Origin of the sequence: Streptomyces niphimycinicus, from assembly GCF_018883605.1 — a bacterium.
In the GTDB taxonomy this organism is placed as follows: Bacteria; Actinomycetota; Actinomycetes; order Streptomycetales; family Streptomycetaceae; genus Streptomyces; species Streptomyces niphimycinicus.
In genome coordinates, this window is the sequence record NZ_JAHLEM010000275.1 from 1 (window position 1) to 20,603 (window position 20,603).

General features: G+C 71.6%; 21 protein-coding genes. 7 read left to right on the forward strand and 14 right to left on the reverse strand.

Annotation, left to right across the window (positions count from 1 at the left end):
* The 3 genes from KN815_RS24210 to KN815_RS24220 form a co-directional block, all read right to left on the reverse strand.
* The coding region (locus tag KN815_RS24210) for a VWA domain-containing protein (RefSeq protein WP_216344043.1) at positions 1–683 on the reverse strand (683 nt) is incomplete at its 3' end.
* 33 nt (positions 684–716) lie between these two features.
* Entirely contained in the window at positions 717–1,112 is a 396-nt protein-coding gene (locus KN815_RS24215; RefSeq protein ID WP_216344044.1) for a nuclear transport factor 2 family protein, read from the reverse strand.
* 214 nt (positions 1,113–1,326) lie between these two features.
* Positions 1,327–1,926, reverse strand: coding sequence for a TetR/AcrR family transcriptional regulator (locus KN815_RS24220; protein ID WP_216344058.1), 600 nt, complete (start codon positions 1,924–1,926; stop codon positions 1,327–1,329).
* Positions 1,927–2,044: 118 nt separating this feature from the next.
* On the opposite strand from KN815_RS24220, the gene KN815_RS24225 reads away from it, so the two are divergent.
* On the forward strand, positions 2,045–2,845 hold the full coding sequence (locus KN815_RS24225; protein ID WP_216344045.1) for a class I SAM-dependent methyltransferase: 801 nt from the start codon (positions 2,045–2,047) through the stop codon (positions 2,843–2,845).
* Positions 2,846–2,874: 29 nt separating this feature from the next.
* On the opposite strand, the gene KN815_RS24230 is transcribed toward KN815_RS24225, so the two are convergent.
* The 5 genes from KN815_RS24230 to KN815_RS24250 all read right to left on the reverse strand — a co-directional run bounded on the left by KN815_RS24230 (position 2,875) and on the right by KN815_RS24250 (position 8,348).
* Positions 2,875–3,366 (reverse strand): GNAT family N-acetyltransferase, encoded by a 492-nt coding sequence (locus KN815_RS24230; protein ID WP_216344046.1) that lies wholly within the window; start codon positions 3,364–3,366, stop codon positions 2,875–2,877.
* 92 nt (positions 3,367–3,458) lie between these two features.
* A complete protein-coding gene (locus KN815_RS24235) occupies positions 3,459–4,550 on the reverse strand; it encodes a cobalamin B12-binding domain-containing protein (RefSeq protein WP_253209209.1) in 1,092 nt (363 codons plus the stop codon).
* Positions 4,547–6,286, reverse strand: coding sequence for a PP2C family protein-serine/threonine phosphatase (locus KN815_RS24240; protein ID WP_216344047.1), 1,740 nt, complete (start codon positions 6,284–6,286; stop codon positions 4,547–4,549). The genes KN815_RS24235 and KN815_RS24240 overlap by 4 nt, the downstream gene beginning before the upstream one ends.
* A gap of 171 nt (positions 6,287–6,457) precedes the next feature.
* Positions 6,458–7,117, reverse strand: a complete 660-nt coding sequence (msrA, locus tag KN815_RS24245) for a peptide-methionine (S)-S-oxide reductase MsrA (RefSeq protein ID WP_216344048.1) — start codon at positions 7,115–7,117, stop codon at positions 6,458–6,460.
* 133 nt (positions 7,118–7,250) lie between these two features.
* On the reverse strand, positions 7,251–8,348 hold the full coding sequence (locus tag KN815_RS24250; protein ID WP_216344049.1) for a tetratricopeptide repeat protein: 1,098 nt from the start codon (positions 8,346–8,348) through the stop codon (positions 7,251–7,253).
* Between the two features lie 154 nt (positions 8,349–8,502).
* Between KN815_RS24250 and KN815_RS24255 the strand changes: the two genes are divergently transcribed.
* Positions 8,503–9,666: a cystathionine gamma-synthase gene (locus KN815_RS24255; protein ID WP_216344050.1), complete on the forward strand. Its 1,164-nt coding sequence runs from the start codon at positions 8,503–8,505 to the stop codon at positions 9,664–9,666.
* A gap of 150 nt (positions 9,667–9,816) precedes the next feature.
* On the opposite strand, the gene KN815_RS24260 is transcribed toward KN815_RS24255, so the two are convergent.
* The 3 genes from KN815_RS24260 to KN815_RS24270 all read right to left on the reverse strand — a co-directional run bounded on the left by KN815_RS24260 (position 9,817) and on the right by KN815_RS24270 (position 11,302).
* On the reverse strand, positions 9,817–10,071 hold the full coding sequence (locus tag KN815_RS24260) for a hypothetical protein (RefSeq protein ID WP_216344051.1): 255 nt from the start codon (positions 10,069–10,071) through the stop codon (positions 9,817–9,819).
* Entirely contained in the window at positions 10,068–10,703 is a 636-nt protein-coding gene (locus KN815_RS24265) for a sigma factor-like helix-turn-helix DNA-binding protein (protein ID WP_216344052.1), read from the reverse strand. The genes KN815_RS24260 and KN815_RS24265 overlap by 4 nt, the downstream gene beginning before the upstream one ends.
* Positions 10,704–10,801: 98 nt before the next feature.
* The gene (locus KN815_RS24270; RefSeq protein WP_216344053.1) at positions 10,802–11,302 is read right to left on the reverse strand and encodes a MarR family winged helix-turn-helix transcriptional regulator; all 501 of its coding nucleotides are present in this window, start codon (positions 11,300–11,302) and stop codon (positions 10,802–10,804) included.
* 291 nt (positions 11,303–11,593) lie between these two features.
* Between KN815_RS24270 and ilvA the strand changes: the two genes are divergently transcribed.
* The 3 genes from ilvA to KN815_RS24285 all read left to right on the forward strand — a co-directional run bounded on the left by ilvA (position 11,594) and on the right by KN815_RS24285 (position 15,090).
* A complete protein-coding gene (ilvA, locus tag KN815_RS24275; protein ID WP_253209210.1) occupies positions 11,594–12,964 on the forward strand; it encodes a threonine ammonia-lyase in 1,371 nt (456 codons plus the stop codon).
* A gap of 276 nt (positions 12,965–13,240) precedes the next feature.
* Positions 13,241–14,227 carry an ATP-binding cassette domain-containing protein gene (locus KN815_RS24280; RefSeq protein WP_216344054.1) on the forward strand — a complete coding sequence of 329 codons (987 nt, stop codon included), beginning with the start codon at positions 13,241–13,243 and terminating at the stop codon, positions 14,225–14,227.
* Positions 14,227–15,090, forward strand: a complete 864-nt coding sequence (locus KN815_RS24285; protein WP_216344055.1) for an ABC transporter permease — start codon at positions 14,227–14,229, stop codon at positions 15,088–15,090. Before KN815_RS24280 ends, KN815_RS24285 begins: the two co-directional genes overlap by 1 nt.
* Positions 15,091–15,212: 122 nt before the next feature.
* On the opposite strand, the gene greA is transcribed toward KN815_RS24285, so the two are convergent.
* Together greA and KN815_RS24295 are read right to left on the reverse strand one after the other, a co-directional pair.
* Positions 15,213–15,710, reverse strand: coding sequence for a transcription elongation factor GreA (gene greA, locus KN815_RS24290; RefSeq protein WP_211123923.1), 498 nt, complete (start codon positions 15,708–15,710; stop codon positions 15,213–15,215).
* Between the two features lie 187 nt (positions 15,711–15,897).
* Complete coding sequence (locus KN815_RS24295; RefSeq protein ID WP_216344056.1) at positions 15,898–16,302, reverse strand: DUF4307 domain-containing protein; 405 nt, start codon at positions 16,300–16,302, stop codon at positions 15,898–15,900.
* A 97-nt stretch (positions 16,303–16,399) separates the two neighbouring features.
* Here KN815_RS24295 and mca point away from each other — a divergent pair, with 97 nt between their 5' ends.
* Together mca and KN815_RS24305 are read left to right on the forward strand one after the other, a co-directional pair.
* Positions 16,400–17,272 carry a mycothiol conjugate amidase Mca gene (mca, locus tag KN815_RS24300; RefSeq protein WP_216344057.1) on the forward strand — a complete coding sequence of 291 codons (873 nt, stop codon included), beginning with the start codon at positions 16,400–16,402 and terminating at the stop codon, positions 17,270–17,272.
* Positions 17,273–17,279: 7 nt separating this feature from the next.
* Positions 17,280–17,528, forward strand: a complete 249-nt coding sequence (locus KN815_RS24305) for a hypothetical protein (protein ID WP_059147898.1) — start codon at positions 17,280–17,282, stop codon at positions 17,526–17,528.
* Positions 17,529–17,661: 133 nt separating this feature from the next.
* Here KN815_RS24305 and KN815_RS24310 read toward each other — a convergent pair.
* Positions 17,662–20,603, reverse strand: a 2,942-nt coding sequence (locus tag KN815_RS24310; protein WP_372458457.1) for a tetratricopeptide repeat protein, incomplete at its 5' end; no start/stop codon positions are given.

Genomic DNA, 20,603 nt, shown 5'->3' on the forward strand with positions numbered 1-20,603 from the left:
TCGTAGAGCGCGGCGTCGGAGAGGCTCTTCGGTGTCGGTCCGGCGGCGAAGAATCCGGCGTTGTCGACGATGCGCCGCTTCGGCACCGACAGGTCGTCGAGTCTGCGCAGGAAGCGGAACTCGTCGTCGCCGAACCCGATGAACTGCCAGAAGATGGGCAGCTTCGCGGCCGTGCACAGCACATGCTCTGCCGCCGCCTTGGATGTGGGGGAGCCGTCGGTCTGGAAGACGACGAATGCCGGGTCGTCGGCTCCGGACGACTGGTAGTGGTCGATGACGGCCTGCATGGCGACGTGGTAGTTGGTGCGGCCCATGTGCCCCATCGAGTCGTGCAGGGGGTTGATCCGGTCCCGGTAGGCATCGAGGCTGATCTCAGCCGTCCCGTCGATCTCCGTGGAGAAGAAGACGACCGGCACGATCCCGTCGTCATCGAGGTTCGCCGCGAGGGCCAGCGTCTGTTCCGCCAAGTGCTGTACGGAGCCGTCACGGTAGTACGGGCGCATGCTCCCGGAGCGGTCCAGAACCAGATACACCGCGGCGCGCTGCCCGTCGGCGCCGTGCTTGGCCAGCGACACCGCAGCCGTCTTGTAGAGGCTGACCAGCCCCGGAGCCTGGGCGGCGACCTTTTCCAGACTGATCGCGGGGGCGGGCGTCTTAGGGGGCTTGCGGTAGTCGATGGTCATAGCCGGTGATTGTCTCCCAACCGATGAACTCCATCATGAGGCGGCCCCGGTGGGCGCCAGCGCCGCCTGCATTGCCACCCCGTCGACGTACGAATGCTTCTCCTTCACCGCCCCGTTCTCGACCAGGACGAAGTCCGCGAGGTCGATGTCGACCGCGCCCCCGGCCGCGGACGTGCCGCTCAGCTTCCACTGGACGATCCAGAAGTCCTCGCCCACGCGGAGCGAGACCAAGGTGAACGCCAGGTCGGGGACCAGCTCGAACATCCCGGCCGCCGCCTCCCGGACGGCGGCCTGCCCGCGCACGGGGTCCTGGCCGGAGTGCAGATGGAATACCGAGTCGGCCGTGTGGAGTCCGGCGATCCGGTCGGGGTCGCGCGACTCCCAGCACGCGTGGTAGCGCTCGAACAGATCACGGGTGGCAGCGGTCATGGTCTGGCCTCCGGTCCATGGGTGAACGGGCGTGCTGCATAGGGCAGCTCGGTCAGGCGTAGATCCAGATCTTCCGTGATGTGCGTTCACGCCGTCCATGGGCACGCGCACAGGCCCGAAGCGGCGGCAGTGGCGGTGGTGGCGGGGCGGACGAGTCGGCCCGTACGCCGGGTGCTGTCCGCCGAATCGCGGCTTCCTGGCCGAGATCGTCGTGTCAGGGCCGCGCATCCCGCACGGCCTCGGCGATGACGGTGGTCACCACCTTGCGGAGGGCCACGGCATCCGGTGGCCCGGCTTCGCGGTCCGCGAAGAGCAGGTGGCCGGTTCCGATCAACGTGGGCGCGAGCGCGTCGATGTCGGCGTCGGCCGCGATACGGCCCCGGTCCCGCTCGGCGGCGAGATAGGAGGCGATCATGGCCGTGGCCTCCGTGAGGAGCGGCACGCCGGTGGGGGTGGTTTCGCGGAGCCGGGCGCGTAGCTCGTCGCGCGAGGTGACGAGGCTGACGAGGGCCACGGCGACCGACTCGAACAGGGTCGTCAGCGCGTCGGCGAGGTGGTCGGCGACGGCGCCGGTCCCGGCGGAGTCGCGCAGGGTGGCGGACTGGTGGTCGAGCCGGGCGATGCGATCCAGGATGAGCTCGGCGAGGAAGGCGTCGAAGTCGGCGAAGTGCCGGTGCAGGACGCCCTTGGCGCAGCCCGCCTCCGTGGTGACCGCCCGACTGGTCAGCGCGCTCGGCCCGTCCCGGAGCAGGATTCGCTCGGCGGCGTGGAACAACTGCTCGCGTACGTCACGCATGGCCACCCCTGTCGGCACCGTGCGTCCCTCCTCGCTCATCGGGCCCGCTCCATTGACGAGTGGGCGCGCGCCCACTCATAGTGGGCACATGCCCACTCTACCGTTTTCCGGGAACGAGCCTCATCAACACCGACTGATGGCGGAGTCGTTCGGCTCGGATGCCGAACGCTACGACCAGGCCCGGCCCCGCTATCCCCAAGCCATGGTGGACCGGATCGGCGCCGGAAGCCCCGCCCTCGGCGTCCCCGGCGCCTCCGACGTACCCGGCGCCCCCGGCATCCTCGACGTCGGCTGTGGCACCGGTATCGCGGCCCGGCAGTTCCAGAAGGCGGGCCACACGGTGCTCGGGGTCGAGCCGGACGCGCGGATGGCCGAGGTGGCGCGGCGGCTCGGGACGGAGGTCGAGGTCGCGACGTTCGAAGCCTGGGACCCGGCCGGTCGGCAATTCGACGCCGTGATCGCGGGCCAGGCATGGCACTGGATCGACCCGGTCGCTGGGGCGGCCAAGGCCGCTCAGGTCCTGCGGCCCCATGCCCCACTGGCCGCGTTCTGGAACGTCTTCCAGCTCCCGCCCGACCTGGCGGAAGCCGTCGCCACGATCTGCCAACGGGCCGTACCCGACGCCCCGTTCGACTTCCGGGCGATGACGCGGGGCGGCCTGGACGCCAACCAGGCGATACTCACCAAGGCCGCCGACGGGATGCGAGAGTCGGGCGCGTTCGGCGAACCGGAGCAGTGGCGGTTCGACTGGGAGCGGACCTACACCCGCGACGCGTGGCTGGACCAGATCCCCACCCAGGGCGCCTTCACCCGGCTCCCCCCGGCCAAGCTGGCGGAGGTGCTGGAGGGCGTTGGGGCGGCCATCGACGCGATGGGCGGCAGCTTCACGATGCCGTACGCGACGGTGGTGATCACCGCGACGCGAACTGCCGCGTGACCAACCGGGCGGCACCCGCATGACCAGGGTCAGGCACCCAGCCCGTGATACATGACGTGCAGGCCGACCGGCCCCAGCTCCGGATGCCGAAACGCGCCCGGGACGGTGCCGATGAGGGTGAACCCGAGCCGCTCGTACAGCCCGACAGCAGGCGCGTTCGAAGCCGCGACCGCGTTGAACTGCACACCGGCGAAGCCGCTGGTCGAGGCCCAGTTGAGCAGATACTCGCCCAGCGCCCGACCGACACCCTGGCCGCGCGCCTCGGGGGCCACCATGAAGTTGCCACTGGCGATATGGGCACCGGGACCGGGCCGATTGGGGTACATATTCGACGTGCCGAGCACCCGCTCGCCCTCCACGGCCACCACGACATGTCCCGGGGGCGGCACCACCCACATCTCGTGTGCCTGCGCCTCGGTCTGGTGGGGGTCGTAGCAGAAGGTGTCTCCCTTGCGGACGATCTGCTCGACGATCGGCCAGACCTGCGACCAGTCCCGCTCCTCGAACGCCCGGATTTCCATCCGCCATACCCTAGCGACGGAGTTCAGCCCTTTCGACCGAATTTCTTGTGGCGCGAATCAGTCCGATGTGACCGTCGCGCCGTCCCGCCCGTTCATTCGCCAGGGCGGGAGTCCGCCGCCTGCTCGGTGAGGTATCGGTGCCCCGCCGCGAGTGCGGTGAGGGCGCGGGGGGAGGCGCGCAGGTGGTCGGTCAGGGCGTCTGTCAGGACGAGGAGACAGCGGGGGTGCACCGAGCGGGCGGAGAGGTAGGTCGCGGCGAAGGCGAGGTGGCCGGTGAAGACGCGGTCGTCGGCCACGAATACGGCCGCGGCCAGGGAATCCAGCAGCCGGCCGAGGAAATCGGCGGCCTCCTCGTGTGCCATGCCCGAGCGGCTCCGCAAGCCGGGGAGTACGTCATGCAGCGCGTGGGTCACATGAGCGAGCAGCTCGGGGCGTTGCCGGACGAGTGCGGCGTACGCCTCCACGGCGGCGGCCTGGACCGACGACTCCCCGCATGTCACCGGGGGCCAGCGGTGGAGGAGTGCTTCCGCGGCGCCGCGGGCGTCGGCCGCGTACAGGTCCGCGCCCAGGGCGTACGCCCAGGTGCCCTCGGGGCCGAACCCCGGCCCGCCCGTCATGACGGGAACACCGGCGCATCTACAGGTCTCGATCTGCCGGTGGGCGAGCGGAAGGTTCCAGGAGAGGGTGCATGAGAGAGCGACCACGTCGGGGCCGTTCTGATGGACGTCCGAGAGCAGCTCGTGCGGGGAGACCGAGCCGCCGAGTGAGCGCACCTCGAAGCCGCGCAGTCGCAGCACCTCGGTGAGGATGTGGGAGGGCAGCACGTGCCATTCGCCGTCGCTGCACGCCACCAGCACATGGCGGAGTGGGTCGGCCCCCGCAGGTGTGCGTGCGGTGCCGCCGGTGCGGGCGGCGGACGCGATCGCGTCCACTGCCAGTCGGCTCACATGGGTGGCCGCGTGCTCCTGCGCCACCGTCCACTCGCCGGACTCCCACCGCTCACCGACCCTCACCTGGGCGGGTGCCACCAGGCCGAGCAGTACGTCCTCCGCGTTCACGCCGCCCGTCACCAGACCGGTGGCCAGCTCCAGCGCTCCGTCCTCGTCCGGACCCGCCAGGCAGGCGTCGAAGTCCGCCCGGACGGTGTCGCTGATCCCGGTGCCGCTCATCCCGGTGCCGCTCATGGGTTCTCGGACTTCCTGGCACCTCCGGACCCGCCGCGGCTCTCCGGCGGACGGTGCGGTGGTGCGCCACGGCGGGGCGGTGCCTGAAGCGTCAGCAGGGAGATGTCGTCGTGCGGGCGGCCGGCGAGCCATTCGGTCGTGAGGAGTTCCAGCCGCTCGGCGACCGACGGCGCCTGCATGCCGCCGCAGCTTGCCAGCGCGTCGACAAGGCGTTCCTCGCCGTAGATCTCCCGCCCGCTCGCACCACCGCGTGCCTCGGTGACCCCGTCGCTGTAGAGCAGCATCAGCTCACCGGGTTCGAGACGGCACTCGGTACGGCCGAAACTGGGATCGGGCACTGCCCCCAGGAGCATGCCCTCGCAGACGATTTCCGTCACCTTTCCATCGTCGCGCAGGACGAGCGGGGAGAGGTGGCCGCCGCTGGCGATCTCGACCCGCACCGAGCCGTCGTCGCAGGGGCGGGCGGCACCCGTGACCAGGGTCGTGAAGCGGTGGCCCGCACTTATGACGAGGTCGTTGAGCAGCCGCAGGTCACGCAGGGGCTCGGGCTCCGTCCGGACCATGGCCAGGGTGCGCATGCTCTGCCGCACCTGGCCCGCCACCACCGCGGCCTCCGCGCCCTTGCCGGACACGTCACCGAAGAAGAACGTGACCCCGCCCGCGGCGGAAGGGGCCACATGGTAGAAGTCGCCGCTGATGCGCAGAGCCTCCGCGGCCGGTCGGTAGGCGGCGCCGAGCCTGAGGCCGTCGGCCGAGGGCAGCGGCTCCGGAGCCATGCTGGCTTGCAGGACGGCGATGGTGTGGGCCTGCTGCGAGTAGAGCGCCGCCGTGGCCAGCGCGAGCCCGGCCCGTATGGCGAACCGATGCGCCAGCTCGATGTCCGTGTCGTCGAAGCGGGCGCGCTCCGGGCCGCGCAGCATGATCAGCGCACCGGCCGGGACGCCCCCCGCGGCGAGCTGCACCACCAGCGCGTCCTCGCCCTGGCCGCCCGGACCGCCCTGGCCGCCCGCCCCGCCCTCACCGTCCTGACGGCCCTGGCCGCCCTGGCCGCCCTGACCGAACTCGCCGGGCATGACGTCCTCGAGGGCCGCGGCCAGCTCCCGGGGGCGTACGACAGTGGGGCGCGGTTGGAGCCCGTACAGCGCGTCCGCGACCTTGGGCACCCGTTCCAGCGTCTCGACCGACACCTCCCCGGAGCGCCGGGCGTCGCCAGGACCCGCCCGGTGCCAGCGGGTACGCCGCCCGCTCACGGGCAGGACGACCATGGCCGCGTCCGCCAGCTTCGGGATCACGATCTCGACCAGCGCACGGACCGTACGGCCGTGGTGGAGCGAGGCGCCCAGGCGCCGGGTGGTCTCCTCCAGAAACGCCGACTTCTCGCGCTCGTGGGCGAGCGCGGCCTCGGCCTCCTGGGCGCTGCTGACCTGATGGACCAGCCACACCGTGAGCCCACCGGCGGTGTGCAGGCGACCGGTGAGCCCATGGCCCTCGTACGAGGCGGAGAAACGCTCCGCCCGCCGGGCGGCGGCACGGGCGAGAGGCGCGGCCGCCGACATGCTCACCGGCCTGCCCCGCCGCAGTCGGGGGAAGAGGTCGGCGGCGGCGCGGTTGAACCCGCGGACGGGCCCGTCGACCCGGTCACAGATGACGACGGCCTCGTCCACAAGATCCAGCAGCTCACCCAGCCGCCCCGGGACACAGCCCCATGCGCCCCCGCCGCCGCTGTCGTCCGTCATCGGCCACCGCCTCTTGCGCATGGCGCTGCCGCGCCCATAATGCCCGGGTTTCCCCACCCTCCATTCTGTTTGTCCGGTGTGGTTGCCGCATGGGTGCGTCGGGGGTGTCCCTGGAAGGCTGGTGTCCCTGGAGGGCCGGGGAGGCCAAGGGGCTGACCGCGAGAGCGGACGTCAGCCCTCCGCCGGGGCCACCCCGATCGGGCAGGAGACGCCCGTGCCGCCGATGCCGCAGTAACCGGCCGGGTTCTTGTCCAAGTATTGCTGGTGATATGCCTCGGCCGGGTAGAAGGGGCCCGCCGGGAGGATTTCGGTGGTGATCTCGCCGTAGCCGGAGCCCGTCAGGACGGACTGGTAGGCGGCACGGGAGGACTCGGCCTCGGACTGCTGCTCGGGGGAGTGGGCGTAGATCGCCGAGCGGTACTGGGTGCCGACGTCGTTGCCCTGGCGGAAGCCCTGGGTGGGGTCGTGGGACTCCCAGAAGAGCTTCAGGAGGGCGGCATAGGAGGTGACGGTCGGGTCGAAGACGACGCGGACGGCCTCGGTGTGGCCGGTGAGGCCGCTGCACACCTCCTCGTAGGTGGGGTTCTCGGTGTGGCCGCCCTGGTAGCCGACGAGGGTGGTCCAGACGCCCGGGGCCTGCCAGAACTTCCGCTCCGCGCCCCAGAAGCAGCCCAGGCCGAAGTCGGCGACGACCAGGCCCTCGGGGTACGGGCCGGCCAGCGGGTTGCCGAGGACCGTGTGGCGGTCGGGGACGCCGAAGCCCGGTTCGGCGCGGCCCTTCAGCGCCTCCTCGGGGGTGGGGAGGTGGTTCTTGTGGCGGCTGAACAGCATCTTCGGGCTCCTCGCGTAACGGGTACGGCGGCTGCGGCATTCGTCGTATACGGGTGCGCGGCGCTATGGGAACAACGGATACGGGGCGGCGGGAATTCCGGCCCGCTCACGGTCCCCCTCGCCGCGGCAGCGTTCAGCGCGGCAGCGTCGCCGGGGAGCCGCCTTCGCTCTCCCAGCCCGCCACCGCGAGCGCCCGGTAGACCGTGTACTCGGCCGCCGGGTCCGCCCCGTACGACCACGGGACCGCGCCCACATGGCCGTCCACGTGGCGCAACTGCTCCAGGGCCTCCGCGTACCGCTCCGCCCGGACCAGGAAGAAGACCAGCAGATGGCGGACGTGCGGCAGTACCGGGTGGTCGGCGGGGGCGTGGCGGACGGCGAAGAGCGCGCCCTCGATCGCCTTCACGATCACCTCGCTGCGGTAGAGCGTGCGCACGAGGTTGGCCTCCGGCAGGTGCTCGAAGACGCCGAAGAGGGGGAGGGCGGGGAGGAGGCTCTTCTCCGGGGCCGAGGCGGCGGCCGCGTGGGTGAAGGCGTCGGCGCGGTCCTGGGAGCCGTGCCACTTCTCGCACCAGTAGTGGAGGGCGGCGAGGTGGGCGCCCATATGGTGCGGGGCGAGCTTGGTGACCTTGGACCACAGCTCCTCGAAGTCGGCCTGCCGGTAGGCCATACCGCGGGCGACGCCGAGTTCGATGATGTGCGGCACCGGGTCGTCCGGGGCCAGCCGGGCCGCCTCGTGGCAGACGTCCCGGGCCTCCTCCAGGATCATCCGGAAGTCGACCGAGGACGGGTCGAGCAGCGCCTGGCGGACCAGGAACTCCGCCTGCACCGCCGCCGCGCCCGGGTCCTCGGGGGCCGCCACCCGCCAGGTGCGCAGCCACATCCCGCCCTGGCCGGGGGCCTGGGCGAGCTCGAAGGCCGCCGCCCCGGCCAGCGTCTGCACCCGCTGCCAGCGCAGCTCCGAGGTGGCCTCGGTGAGTGCGAGCAGGCGGGCGGCCGGCTGCCAGTCCTGCCGGGCCTGGACCTCCTCCAGGGCGTCGATGAGCTGCCGGTCCGGGCCGGGCAGCCGTACGTCCAGCCGCTCGCGCGGTACGAAGCCGTACTCCTGCGGATCCGGGGCGCGCATCGCGCCCCGCATGGCCTCGCGGCCCCCGCGCCGCCGCCGCAGGGCCGGCAAGACGATCAGCCCGCCGATCATGACGATGGCGATGAGGAAGATCAGAAGCTCCATGAGGTGTCCCCGTGTGAAGTTCCGTAACGGCTGGTGGACCAGAACGGCTGGTGGTCCGTAACGGCTGGTGGCCAAGAACGGCTTGTGGTCCAGCCTATGCGCCTCGGCTGTCGTTGAATCCAGCATGGGCGCGTCGGGCGTTACGCTCGGGCTCATGAGCCACCAGCACCCCGAGGGGCACCCTCAGAGTTTCGAGACGCTCGCCATCCACGCGGGCCAGGAGGCCGACTCGCTCACCGGCGCCGTCGTCCCCCCGATCTACCAGGTCTCCACCTACAAGCAGGACGGCGTGGGCGGTCTGCGGGGCGGCTATGAGTACAGCCGTTCCGCCAACCCCACCCGCAGCGCCCTCGAGGAGAACCTGGCGGCGCTGGAGGGTGGCCGCCGCGGCCTCGCCTTCGCTTCCGGTCTCGCCGCCGAGGACTGCCTGCTGCGCACGCTTCTGGTGCCGGGCGACCATGTCGTCATCCCGGACGACGCGTACGGCGGTACGTTCCGCCTGTTCGCCAAGGTCGTGGAGCGCTGGGGCGTGGAGTGGTCGGTCGCCGACACCTCCGACCCGGCGGCCGTACGGGCCGCGCTCCGCCCCCGTACGAAGGTGATCTGGGTCGAGACCCCGAGCAACCCGCTGCTCGGCATCACCGACATCGCCGCCGTCGCCGACATCGCCCGCACCGCGGGGGCCCGGCTGGTGGTGGACAACACCTTCGCCAGCCCCTACCTCCAGCAGCCGCTCGCGCTCGGCGCGGACGTCGTGGTGCACTCCACCACCAAGTACATGGGCGGGCACTCGGACGTCGTCGGTGGTGCGCTGGTCGTCTCCGACACCGGCCTCGGGGACGAACTCGCCTTCCACCAGAACGCGATGGGCGCCATCGCCGGGCCCTTCGACGCCTGGCTGGTGATGCGCGGCATCAAGACCCTCGCCGTCCGCATGGACCGGCACAGCGCCAACGCCACGCGGATCGCGGAGATGCTCGTCGCGCACCCCAAGGTGACCAAGGTCTACTACCCGGGGCTGCCGGAGCACGCGGGGCACGAGATCGCGGCCAAGCAGATGCGGGCCTTCGGCGGCATGGTGTCGTTCCAGGTCGCGGGCGGCGAGGAGGCGGCGGTCGAGGTGTGCGACCGGGCGCGGCTGTTCACGCTCGGGGAGTCGCTCGGCGGCGTCGAGTCGCTGATCGAGCACCCGGGGCGGATGACGCACGCCTCGGCGGCGGGCTCGGCGCTCGAGGTGCCGGCGGATCTCGTACGGCTGTCGGTGGGCATCGAGTCGGTCGACGATCTGCTCATGGATCTGAGCCAGGCTCTGGGCTGACGGCTGGGGCGGGTGGCCGCCTGGGGCGGGTGGCCGCCTGGGCGGTCTGGGGGCGGGTGGCTGTCTGGGCGGCCTGATCGCCCGCGGCCCGGGCCTCCGGGTTTTGAGGGCGGTCACCGTCGTTAGGCGGTCACCGCCCTCTTCCGGTTGTCACCATCCTTCGAGGGGTGGGGTGGTGTCGGTGGGCGGCGGTGCGGTCCACGGTTCGACGATCGCCGCCCAGACGGCGAAGGCGACGACCGCGGCGAACAGCAGCAGCCAGCCGATGGTGCGTACGGCCTGGTGGCGGCGGAGCATCCGCCGCCCCCGTTCGGTCGCCCGGCCCGCCAGATCCGGCGGCAGCACCGGATGCGGGCCCTCCAGCATCCGGCGGACCTCGGTCTCCTTACGGTCCGGAAAGCTCATGGCACCACCCCGGTCCCAGCTCCGGTCCCGGCCCCGGCTCCGGTCCCGGCCCCGGCCCCGGCTCCGGTCCCGGTTCCAGCTCCGGTTCCGGCTCCCGTCCTGGCCCCCGCGGACGCGGGCGTTCCGGTGGACGGGGACGTTCCGGCGGACGGGGGCCTTCTGGCGGACGGGGGCCTTCCGGCGGCACCGCGTCGCGGCGTCGCGCTGCGCATCGCCGTCACCGCGCGGGTGCAGATCGCCCGGACCCGCTCGACCGGGAGGCCGAGCGCCGCCGCCGTCTGCTCCTCCGCGATCCCCTCGTACAGCCGCAGCACCAGCACCAGCCGCTCCTGCGGGGTGAGCCGGGCCAGGAGGCCGCCACGCGGGTGGCGGTAGCGGTGGCCTCGGTGGGCGAAGAGGGCGGCCAGCGTCCGGCGGGTGTGGTCGTACGGATCTTCGCCGCGCAGCCGGTCCCAGCGGGCGTACGTGCGCGCGAGCGCGGCGGTCAGCAGGCGCTCGGCGGCTTCGGTGTCCCCCGTCGGCTCCCCCGTGAGCAGCGCGGCCGCATGCAGCAGGCGGCCACCCGCGCCCGCGACGAATACCTCGAACTCCCGGGCCCGGCGGCCATCCCGTGCTGCCCGCCGCTCTCGCACCACGTCCTCCGCCTCCCGTTCCTTTAGGACACGGCAGGCACGGGCACCCGGTCAAGAGGTCTGCGAGGTCTGCGACGTCGCGCGGGCGCGCGCCGGGGTCAGGTGGCGGGCGTCGCCTGGGGCACCGTGCCGTGTGCGGCGGAGAGGGCGATGTTGAACCGGGTCAGCAGATCGCAGAAGAGATCGCGCTCCTCCGCCGTCCAGTCATCGGTCACGCGGGCCATGAGGTCGCGCCGTGAGGAGCGCACCTCCTCCAGGCGGGCCTTGCCGCGCGGGGAGAGCTGGAGCACGACCGCACGGCCGTCCTCGGGGTGCGAGGTGCGCTTGACCATGCCGGAGTCGACCAGCGGGGCGACCTGGCGGGTCACGGTGGACGAGTCGATGCCCATGCTCCCCGCGAGCGCCTTGACTCCCATCGGGCCTTCCTGGTCGAGCCGGTTGAGCAGCAGATACGCGGCTCGGTCCATGGAGTTGCGGGCCTGGCCGACGCCGCCGAGCCGGGTCTGTTCCGCACGGCGGGCGAAGACGGCGACCTGATGCTGGAGCGTGTCCAGTACGCCGGTGTCGAGTTGAGTCGTCATGTCCGATTGGGTGGGCATGGCCTAGGGCTCACTTCATGCGGTGGTCTGTGGGATGTGGCACAGAGTACGCGGCTGGGGCCCTGCCCGTACGGGGGCTGCAAAAACCTGACGACCTCCGAGCCACAACCTGCCGTTCTGAGCCGTTCTCCGTCGCCGTGGCCCGCCGGTGGGCCTTGGCCCGGTACCCGACCGGCACTCGCCTGGCCTCGGCCCCGGCCCCGGCCCGGCCCCGACCCCGGCTCACCCCCAGCAGGTCCCCCGGCCCGGGCCGCGGGGGCCTGCTGGGGGTGAGCTGCCAGACTGGGGACCATGGCTGCACGACACGGCGACGAGGACGGGCCCGGCTCCGGGTCCGGCCCGGCCTCGCACCCCACCTCCTCCGCTTCTGCCTCCGCGTCTACGGGTTCCGCGGGGCCCGGCCTCGCCTCCGGCCCCGCTTCCGGGGGCTCTGCTTCCGCTTCCGCCTCCGAGGTACCCGAGACGATCACTCTCGACGACATCCGCGGGGCGCAGAAGACGCTGTCGGGGATCTCCCGGCTCACCGCGCTGGAGGGCAGCCGCTATCTGTCCGGTCTGGTCGGCTCGCCGGTCCACCTCAAATGCGAGAACCTCCAGCGCACCGGGTCGTTCAAGCTGCGCGGCGGCTATGTGCGGATCTCCGGGCTCAGCGCCGAGGAGCGGGCGGCCGGGGTGGTCGCGGCGAGCGCCGGGAACCATGCGCAGGGCGTCGCCCTCGCGGCCTCGCTGCTGGGGGTGCGTTCGACGGTCTTCATGCCCGAGGGCGCCCCGCTGCCGAAGATAGCGGCCACCCGGGACTACGGCGCCGAGGTGCGGCTGCGCGGCCAGATCGTGGACGAGACGATGCGGGCGGCGCAGGAGTACGCCGAGCGCACGGGCGCGGTCTTCATCCACCCCTTCGACCACCCCGACATCATCGCGGGGCAGGGCACGGTGGGGCTGGAGATCCTGGAGCAGTGCCCCGAGGTGCGCACCGTCGTGGTCGGCATCGGCGGGGGCGGGCTGGCGGCCGGGATCGCGGTGGCGGTGAAGGCGCTGCGGCCGGATGTGCGGGTGGTCGGGGTGCAGGCGGAGGGCGCCGCGGCGTATCCGCCGTCGCTGGCGGCCGGGCGGCCGGTCTCGATCGAGGCGCCGGTGACGATGGCGGACGGCATCAAGGTGGGGCGGCCGGGCGATGTGCCGTTCCAGATCATCGACGAGCTCGTCGACGAGGTCCGTACGGTCACCGAGGACGAGTTGTCCAGCGCGCTGCTGCTCTGCCTGGAGCGGGCGAAGCTGGTGGTGGAGCCTGCGGGCGCGAGCCCGGTGGCCGCGCTGCTGTCGGCGCCGGAGTCCTTCGAGGGGCCGGTGGTCGCGGTGCTCTCGGGCGGCAATGTCGATCCGCTGCTGATGCAGCGCATCCTGCGGCACGGCATGGCCGCGGCGGGGCGCTATCTGTCGCTGCGGCTGCGGCTCACCGACCGGCCGGGGGCTCTGGCCACGCTGCTGGGGGTGCTGTCGACGCTGGACGCCAATGTGCTCGACGTCAGCCATGTACGCACCAATCCGCGGCTCGGGCTGAGCGAGGCCGAGGTGGAGCTGCACTTGGAGACGAAGGGGACGGACCACTGCGAGGAGGTCCGGGAGGCGCTGCGCGGGGCCGGATACACGGTGATGGCCTGATGCCTGATGCCTGATGCCTGATGCCTGACGTCTGGCATCTGGCGCCTGGCACCTGATGCCGGACGCCTGACGACGGGAGACGGCCCGCCCCCGCGGCGGGGCTGATGCCTGGCTGACCGGGGGCCGTGCCCCCGGTCTTATTTTTTTGCCTCGCGTATGTCGCGATGTATCGCGTCCCCGGTACCATTGCCGTCCAGTTGCTGTCGAGCGCTGCCCATATGGGCGGACTTATGCCTTGATTGAGTGTGGAACGGCCCCAACCCCGGGAGTGCCAACATGCCAGGCGCTATTCACGCCGAGGGTCTGGTGAAGACCTTCGGCGACGTAAGGGCTCTGGACGGCGTCGATCTCGACGTACCGGAAGGAACCGTGCTCGGACTGCTCGGCCCCAATGGCGCCGGCAAGACCACCGCGGTGCGCGTGCTCACCACGCTGCTGCGCCCGGACAGCGGAACGGCGGTGGTCGCGGGGGTGGACGTACTGAAGAACCCCGACGAGGTCCGCCGCTCCATCGGGCTGTCCGGCCAGTTCGCCGCCGTGGACGAGTATCTGACCGGCCGTGAGAACCTCCAGATGGTCGGCCAGCTCTACCAGATGGGAGCGCGGGCGGCCAAGGCCCGCGCGAGTGAGCTGCTGGAGCGGTTCAGCCTCGCCGAGGCGGCCGACCGCACGGCCAAGACGTACTCCGGCGGGATGCGCCGGAGGCTGGACCTCGCCGCGGCCCTGGTGGTCAGCCCGCCCGTGATGTTCATGGACGAGCCGACCACCGGTCTGGACCCGCGCAACCGGCAGGCGCTGTGGGAGGTCATCCAGGAGCTGGTGGCCGGTGGCACGACGCTGCTGCTGACCACGCAGTATCTGGAGGAGGCGGACCATCTGGCGCACGACATCTGCGTGATCGACCGCGGCCGGGTCATCGCCCGCGGCACCTCCGACCAGCTCAAGGCCCATACGGGCGGGGAGCGGGTGGAGGTCGTGGTGCATGAGCGCGAGCACATCGCGGTCGCCCAGGAGGTCCTGCGGGTCCTGGGCAAGGGCGAGACGACCGTGCAGGAGCACACCCGTCAGGTCACCGTCCCGGTGGTGGGCGGCGCCAAGCTGCTCGCCGAGGTCATCCGGGAACTGGACACCCGCGGTGTGGAGATCGACGACATCGGGCTGCGCCGCCCGACCCTGGACGACGTGTTCATCTCCCTCACCGGCCATGGGACCGAGGACGGACTCCAGGGCGACGGCGAGACCGAGAGCAAGGGAGTCGAGTGATGGCCGACGTCGAGGAGACCGGTGCCACCGTCGCGGCGGCCCCCCGGCCGCGCGGCGGACCGCTGCGCTCCGTCCGGGACTCGCTGGTGGTCGCCAAGCGCAATCTCCTGCGGATGATGCGCATCCCGGAGATGGTGGTGTTCGGCCTGGTGCAGCCGATCATGTTCGTGGTGCTGTTCAGCTATGTGTTCGGTGGCGCGATCATGGTTCCGGGGCAGGCCAGCGCGGATGCCACGGTGTATCGCGAGTTCCTGATGGCCGGGATCTTCGCGCAGACCGTGACGTTCGCCACGGCGGGCGCGGGGGCGGGGATCGCCGACGATATGAACAAGGGACTGATCGACCGCTTCCGGTCACTGCCGATGGCGCGTGGCGCGGTGCTCACCGGCCGTACGCTCGCGGATCTCGTGCAGACGGCGCTGACGCTGGTGGTGCTGGCGATCGTCGCGGTGCTCGTGGGCTGGCGGATCCATGACGGCGCCCTGAAGGCACTGGGCGCGTTCGGGCTGCTGCTTCTGCTCGGCTATGCCTTCTCGTGGATCGGCGCGCTGATCGGCCTGTCGGTACGGACGCCGGAGGCGGCCACCTCGGGCGGGCTGATCTGGCTCTTCCCGCTGACGTTCATCTCGAACGCCTTCGTGCCGTCCAGCAAGATGCCCGCCGTGCTGGGCCATATCGCCGACTGGAACCCCTTCAGCGCGACGGTGCAGGCGTCCCGGCAGCTCTTCGGCAATCCGGAGGGCGTGGTCTCGGATGCCTGGCCGATGCAGCACCCCGCGCTGGCGTCGGTCCTCTGGTCGCTGCTGATCATCGTGCTCTTCCGGACGCTGGCGGTGCGCAAATACCGCTCGGCGACCGCCTGAGCGGCCCGGCCGGGGGATCACGGAGATCGGGAGCGGCCCCGCTGGGCCCCGCTGGGGGCCCTTTGGGGTGTGGTGATCGTGGAGGAGCCCCGGCCGCCCGGCCGGGGCTCCACACCGGGCGCTCAGCCCTGGTACGGCTTGGCCTCCAGGATCCGCACTGAGGCGGTGCGGCCATTGGGCAGCTCGTATTCCGCGTCCTGGCCGACCTTCTTGCCGTTCACACCCGAGCCCAGCGGGGACTGCGGCGAGTAGGTCTCGATGTCCGCGCTCGCGTACTCACGAGAGGCGAGCAGGAAGGTCAGGGTGTCGTCCGGATCGCCGTCGAACGCGATGGTGACCACCATGCCGGGGGCGACCACGCCGGTGTCCGCCGGGGCCTCGCCGACCTTCGCCTGCTGGAGGAGCTGCGTGAGCTGACGCACTCGGAGTTCTTGCTTGCCCTGCTCCTCCTTGGCGGCGTGGTACCCCCCGTTCTCCCGGAGGTCACCTTCCTCCCGGGCAGCCTCGATCTTCTTCGCGATCTCGACACGTGCGGGACCCGACAGGTACTCCAGCTCTGCCTTGAGCTGGTCGTACGCCTCCTGGGTCAGCCAGGTGACGTTCTCGCTGGTCTGGGTCACAGGTGCTCCTCGTCGGTGCTGGGAATACAAATGAACGCCCTACTCAGAAGGGTGCGCCTTCAAAGCGGGGCGAAACCACGAGCCTAACAATTCCGGCAAGAAACGGGGAGGAGGGAACTGGGCGCAATGCGCAGGAAAGGCGTCAGTGCTGGTCAGATCGGGGCAGCCGCCGACACGTCCGATCCGGCTATCGTCCGGGCTCGCAGCCGATCAGCTCGGCGCTGGTCGCCCGGGCCGTGGTGCGCACGGTCACCACCTTGACCAGGTCGCTCTCGCGCTGGTCGAAGGTGAAGTCCTTCCGGCCCACCTCGTCGTGGTACTCATCCAGGGTACGCACGGTGCAGACACCGGTGGCGTCCTTGTCCTTGGTGATCTCCAGCCGGACGTCGACCGCGTCGTCGGCGACCACCTTGAAACCGGTCAGCCGGCCGCTGACGTCCTGACCGGCGATGTAGTCGTATCCGAACCACGTGATCAGGGCCAGCAGCCCGGCACCCAGCACCGCGCCGACGATCTTCAGCGTGCGGTCGGCGCGCGCGTCCGCGGACCGGCCGTAACGCCCGTCGGGGAGACCCTCGCGCACGGCGGCCATGGGCGTTCCTCCTGCTGGGAGAGACATCGGAATTATTTGTCCCTGGTTTAGGTCACTATAGAAGCCGTCTTCCACGACGAATCACTGAGGATCGAACTTGACTGAGCAGCTTCGTTTGATGGCCGTGCATGCGCACCCCGATGACGAGTCGAGCAAGGGCGCGGCCACCATGGCCAAGTACGTGTCTGAGGGGGTGGACGTGCTGGTCGCGACCTGCACAGGTGGAGAGCGCGGCTCCATCCTCAACCCCAAGCTCCAGGGTGATCCCTACATCGAGGAGAACATCCACGAGGTCCGCGCCAAGGAGATGGACGAGGCGCGCGAGATCCTCGGCGTCAAGCAGGAGTGGCTGGGCTTCGTGGACTCCGGACTGCCCGAGGGCGATCCGCTGCCGCCACTGCCCGAGGGCTGCTTCGCCTTGCAGGACGTCGAGGCAGCGGCGGAGCCCCTGGTGCGGCTGATCCGCTCGTTCAAGCCGCAGGTGATCACCACCTATGACGAGAACGGCGGCTATCCCCACCCCGACCACATCATGACCCACAAGATCTCGATGGTGGCCTTCGAGGCGGCCGGTGACCCCGAGAAGTACCCGGAGGCGGGGGAGCCCTGGCAGCCGCAGAAGCTCTACTACAACCAGGGCTTCAGCCGGGCGCGCACCGTCGCCCTGCATGAGGCGCTGCTGGCCCGCGGGCTGGACTCGCCGTACGAGGAGTGGCTGGAGCGCTGGAAGACCTTCAACCGGCCCGAGCGCACCCTGACCACCTATGTGCCCTGCGCCGACTTCTTCGAGATCCGCGACAAGGCGCTGACCGCGCACCGTACGCAGATCGATCCCGATGGCGGCTGGTTCCGGGTTCCCATGGACGTCCAGCGGGAGGTGTGGCCCACCGAGGAGTACGAGCTCGCCAAGTCGCTTGTGGACACCTCCCTCCCCGAGGACGACCTCTTCGCGGGCATCCGCAACAATTGAGTCCATGATGAGCGCCACCAGCACCCTCGCCATGACGCACCTCGTCCCGCTCGCCAAGGACCTGGACGAGAACAAGGTGACCCCGGGCGTCCTCGGTTTCATCGTCTTCGCCGTGATCGGCGCGGCGGTGTGGTTCCTGATGAAGTCCATGAACAAGCACATGAAGCGGGTGGACTTCGAGGAGGGGCCGGAGCCCGGCAAGGCTCCGGCGACGGCCTCCGCCGAAGCCACCAAGGGCGAGGAGCGCACGGCCTGAACCCTGGCCGGGCCCGACCGCGTGCCCCGCGTGAGCGGGGCCTCACGGCCCGGCCGACGGGATCTCGCATCTCCCGGCCCCGCTCCGCGCTCTTCGTGACCAGGCCCTGTCCACGGAGATCCGCCGGAAGGCCCTAGCCGCGAGGCTCCGGCAGCACGGCCATGACCTCGCGCGAGTGGCGGCTCGGCACCATGCCGAGCTGCCATGCCTGCCACCCCGTTTCCGGCTCGACGCCGCGCTCCAGCACCAGCGCGAACGCCTCCGCGCACCCCTCCAGCCGGGAATCCCCCGCCGTGCCCTCCTCGCGCATCTCCCGGGCCAGCTCCGCCAGCTCCTCCTGGGCCACCGCCGTGCCGATCACCGAACCGCCCGCGGAGGCGAACGGCAGCAGGGTGCAGCGCAGGAACCGGGCCCAGGAGCGGCCGCGCCGGTCCCCGTACCCCGCGAACAGCCCGGCCGCCTCGTCCACCAGCTCCAGCGCCTGCGCCGCCTTGCCGTTTCCCGCGTCGATCACCGCCAGCTCGACACAGGACCATGCCTCGCCATGGGCCACGCCCACCCGCCGGAAGTCATTCCGCGCGTCCTGGAGCAACTGCCGGGCGAAGCCGCTGTTGCGCAGCGAGCCCGTCTGCGCCGCCCGCAGATCACGGGTGACCCGCGCCGAGTGATGACGGGAACACGCCAGCCCGTACACATCCCGCATCCGGTTGAACATCAGCCGGGCCCGCTCCAGCTCGCGCAGCGCCGAATCGTGGTCGCCGCGCTCCTCCAGCGCCTGGCCCAGGTAGTACAGCGTCCATGCCTCACCGCGCGCGTCCTCGTTCTCCCGGTGGCGGGAGAGGGCCTGGCGCAACTGGTCGACGGCCGCCGACGCCTCCCCGGCCACCAGCCGGGCCCGGGCGAGCTGGGTGAGCGCCCATGCCTCACCGCGCTGGTCATGGGTGCGGCTGTAGGCGTCCAGCGCGCCCCGCAGCTCGGCCTCGGCGCGCGGCACATCGCCCATCCGCAGACATGCCTGGCCGAGCTGGAAGTGTGCCCACGCCTGGCCGTGCAGGCTCTCGCTCTCCTGATGCAGCTCCAGGGCCGCGTCCAGCAGCTCCAGCGCCTCGGCCAGCCCGCCGCGGTCGCGCTCCACCGCCGCCAGGGCGTGCATCGTCCAGCCCCGGTCACCGCGCAGCTCCTCGGCCTGCTGGAGCTCCAGCGCCTCGCGCAGCTTGGCCGCGGCCTCCCCGAGATTGCCCTGGTGATGCAGGGTGATGCCGAGACTGCACAGGGCACGGGCCGCACCCGCCTGGTGCTGCGCCTCGAAATACAGGTCCACCACCGAGGACAGCCTGGTGCGCGCCTGATCCAGCTCGCCGAGCTGGCGGGCCGCGATACCGGTGCGCCACTGCACGGACCGCATCAGCAGCCCCTGGTCCACGGCCTGGGTGAGCTCGCTGATCTCGCCCAGCCGGTAGAGATCGCCGCGCAGCAGGCAGTAGTCGCACAGGGCGCCCAGCAGATGCAGCACCGCGGACTGGTCCACGCCCTCCGCATGGCGCAGTGCGGCGGTGATGAAGCTCGATTCGTCGTCCAGCCAGCGCAGCGCCGCGTCCAGCGAGGTGAAGCCATGGCCGCCCGCCGCGCCCTTGCCGAGCATGTCGGCACGGGTGGACGTCTTGCCGTCGACCAGCCGGATCACCGAGTCGGCGAGCTCGGCATAGCTGCGGATCAGCCGCTCCTGCGCGGCGGTGCGCTGCTCCGGCTGCTCCTCGTCGAGCAGCCGGGCATGGGCGAAGGAGCGCACCAGGTCATGGAGGCGGTAGCGGCTGCCGCGCACATGCTGGACCAGCCCGGCCCGGCCGAGCGCCTCCAGATGGCGGCCGGCCTCCTGCTCATCGGTGTCCAGCAGCGCCGCGGCCGCCGCTCCGCCCAGGCTGGCCCGCCCGGCCAGTGCCAGCCGGCGCAGCAGCCGCCGGGCGCCGTCCTGCTGGTCGGTGTAGCGCAGCCACAGGGCGCGCTCGACCGCGCCCACCGGGCCGTACGCCTCCAGCTCGGTGACCAGGGCGGCGGGGGTGCGGGGGCCGAGCGAGGAGCCCGCGATCCGCAGCGCCAGCGGCAGCCGCCCGCACAGCTCGGCGATCCGCTCCACGGACTGCCCGTCGTAGGGGCCCGCGCCGGTGGGCTCCTCGGCTGAGGTCCGCAGCAGCTCCTCGGCGCCCGGCTCGTCCAGCGGGCCCACCTCCATCCGGTGCACCCGGGCGGCGAGGTCGGTCGGCAGATCGAGCGGAGTGCGCGAGGTGATCAGGACCAGGCTGTCGGACCGCTCCGGGATCAGCGTGCGCACCTGCTCGGCGTCATGGGCGTCGTCCAGCACGATGGTGACCGGCAGCCCGGTCAGATACTGGTGATACAGCTCGGTGAGCCGTCTGATGTGCTGGTCCTGCGAGGACCGCTCCCGGAAGAGCAACTGGTCGCGGGGTGCGCCGAGCCGGTTCAGCAGATGCAGCAGCGCGTCACGGGTGGGCAGCGGGGCCTGCTCGGGGCTGTCGCCGCGCAGATCGACCAGGCACGCACCGCGGAACTGATCGCGCAGATGGTGGGCCGCCCGCACGGCCAGCATCGTGCGGCCGGAGCCCGGCGGGCCCTCCAGCAGCACCACCGTGGGCTGGGTCTCGATGGACGCGCGGGCCTGATGCACCCACTGCGCGATCTGGGTGAGCTGCGCCCGGCGCCCGGCGAACGGGCCCTCCGCCTCGGGGAGATGGGCGAAGGACTGCTCCAGCACGGTGCGCCTGCGGGCCGCCTGGCTGCGGTCCGCCCCGCGCAGCCTCGGCACCTGACCGGTGGCGGAGGAGGCGGAGCGCTTGGCCGAACCGCCGCCCTGACGGGTGGCGGCCGAGGTCATCCGGTGCTGGTCGATGAACGGCCGGATGCCCCGCACCTCGACCGCCGTGAGCCACTGGAGCCGCAACTGCTCGGGCCCGCCGGGCTGGTTGCGCAACGCGGCCTGGCGGTGGGCGGCGGGCCAATGGCGCGCGGTGAGCTTGACGACGGCGGCGGCCGAACCGGCCACGGCGGCCGTCACGCCCG

Bases quoted from the DNA above. Each gene is read 5' to 3' on its own strand.
- KN815_RS24260 (WP_216344051.1), bottom strand. From the start codon at position 10,071: ATGAGCTTTCCGGACCGTAAGGAGACCGAGGTCCGCCGGATGCTGGAG.
- KN815_RS24230 (WP_216344046.1), bottom strand. From the start codon at position 3,366: ATGGAAATCCGGGCGTTCGAGGAGCGGGACTGGTCGCAGGTCTGGCCG.
- KN815_RS24280 (WP_216344054.1), top strand. From the start codon at position 13,241: ATGCCAGGCGCTATTCACGCCGAGGGTCTGGTGAAGACCTTCGGCGAC.
- KN815_RS24250 (WP_216344049.1), bottom strand. From the start codon at position 8,348: ATGGAGCTTCTGATCTTCCTCATCGCCATCGTCATGATCGGCGGGCTG.
- KN815_RS24235 (WP_253209209.1), bottom strand. From the start codon at position 4,550: ATGAGCGGCACCGGGATGAGCGGCACCGGGATCAGCGACACCGTCCGG.
- KN815_RS24295 (WP_216344056.1), bottom strand. From the start codon at position 16,302: ATGGCCGCCGTGCGCGAGGGTCTCCCCGACGGGCGTTACGGCCGGTCC.
- KN815_RS24270 (WP_216344053.1), bottom strand. From the start codon at position 11,302: ATGCCCACCCAATCGGACATGACGACTCAACTCGACACCGGCGTACTG.
- msrA (WP_216344048.1), bottom strand. From the start codon at position 7,117: ATGCTGTTCAGCCGCCACAAGAACCACCTCCCCACCCCCGAGGAGGCG.
- KN815_RS24285 (WP_216344055.1), top strand. From the start codon at position 14,227: ATGGCCGACGTCGAGGAGACCGGTGCCACCGTCGCGGCGGCCCCCCGG.
- KN815_RS24225 (WP_216344045.1), top strand. From the start codon at position 2,045: ATGGCGGAGTCGTTCGGCTCGGATGCCGAACGCTACGACCAGGCCCGG.
- KN815_RS24305 (WP_059147898.1), top strand. From the start codon at position 17,280: ATGAGCGCCACCAGCACCCTCGCCATGACGCACCTCGTCCCGCTCGCC.
- ilvA (WP_253209210.1), top strand. From the start codon at position 11,594: ATGGCTGCACGACACGGCGACGAGGACGGGCCCGGCTCCGGGTCCGGC.
- KN815_RS24215 (WP_216344044.1), bottom strand. From the start codon at position 1,112: ATGACCGCTGCCACCCGTGATCTGTTCGAGCGCTACCACGCGTGCTGG.
- KN815_RS24240 (WP_216344047.1), bottom strand. From the start codon at position 6,286: ATGACGGACGACAGCGGCGGCGGGGGCGCATGGGGCTGTGTCCCGGGG.
- KN815_RS24255 (WP_216344050.1), top strand. From the start codon at position 8,503: ATGAGCCACCAGCACCCCGAGGGGCACCCTCAGAGTTTCGAGACGCTC.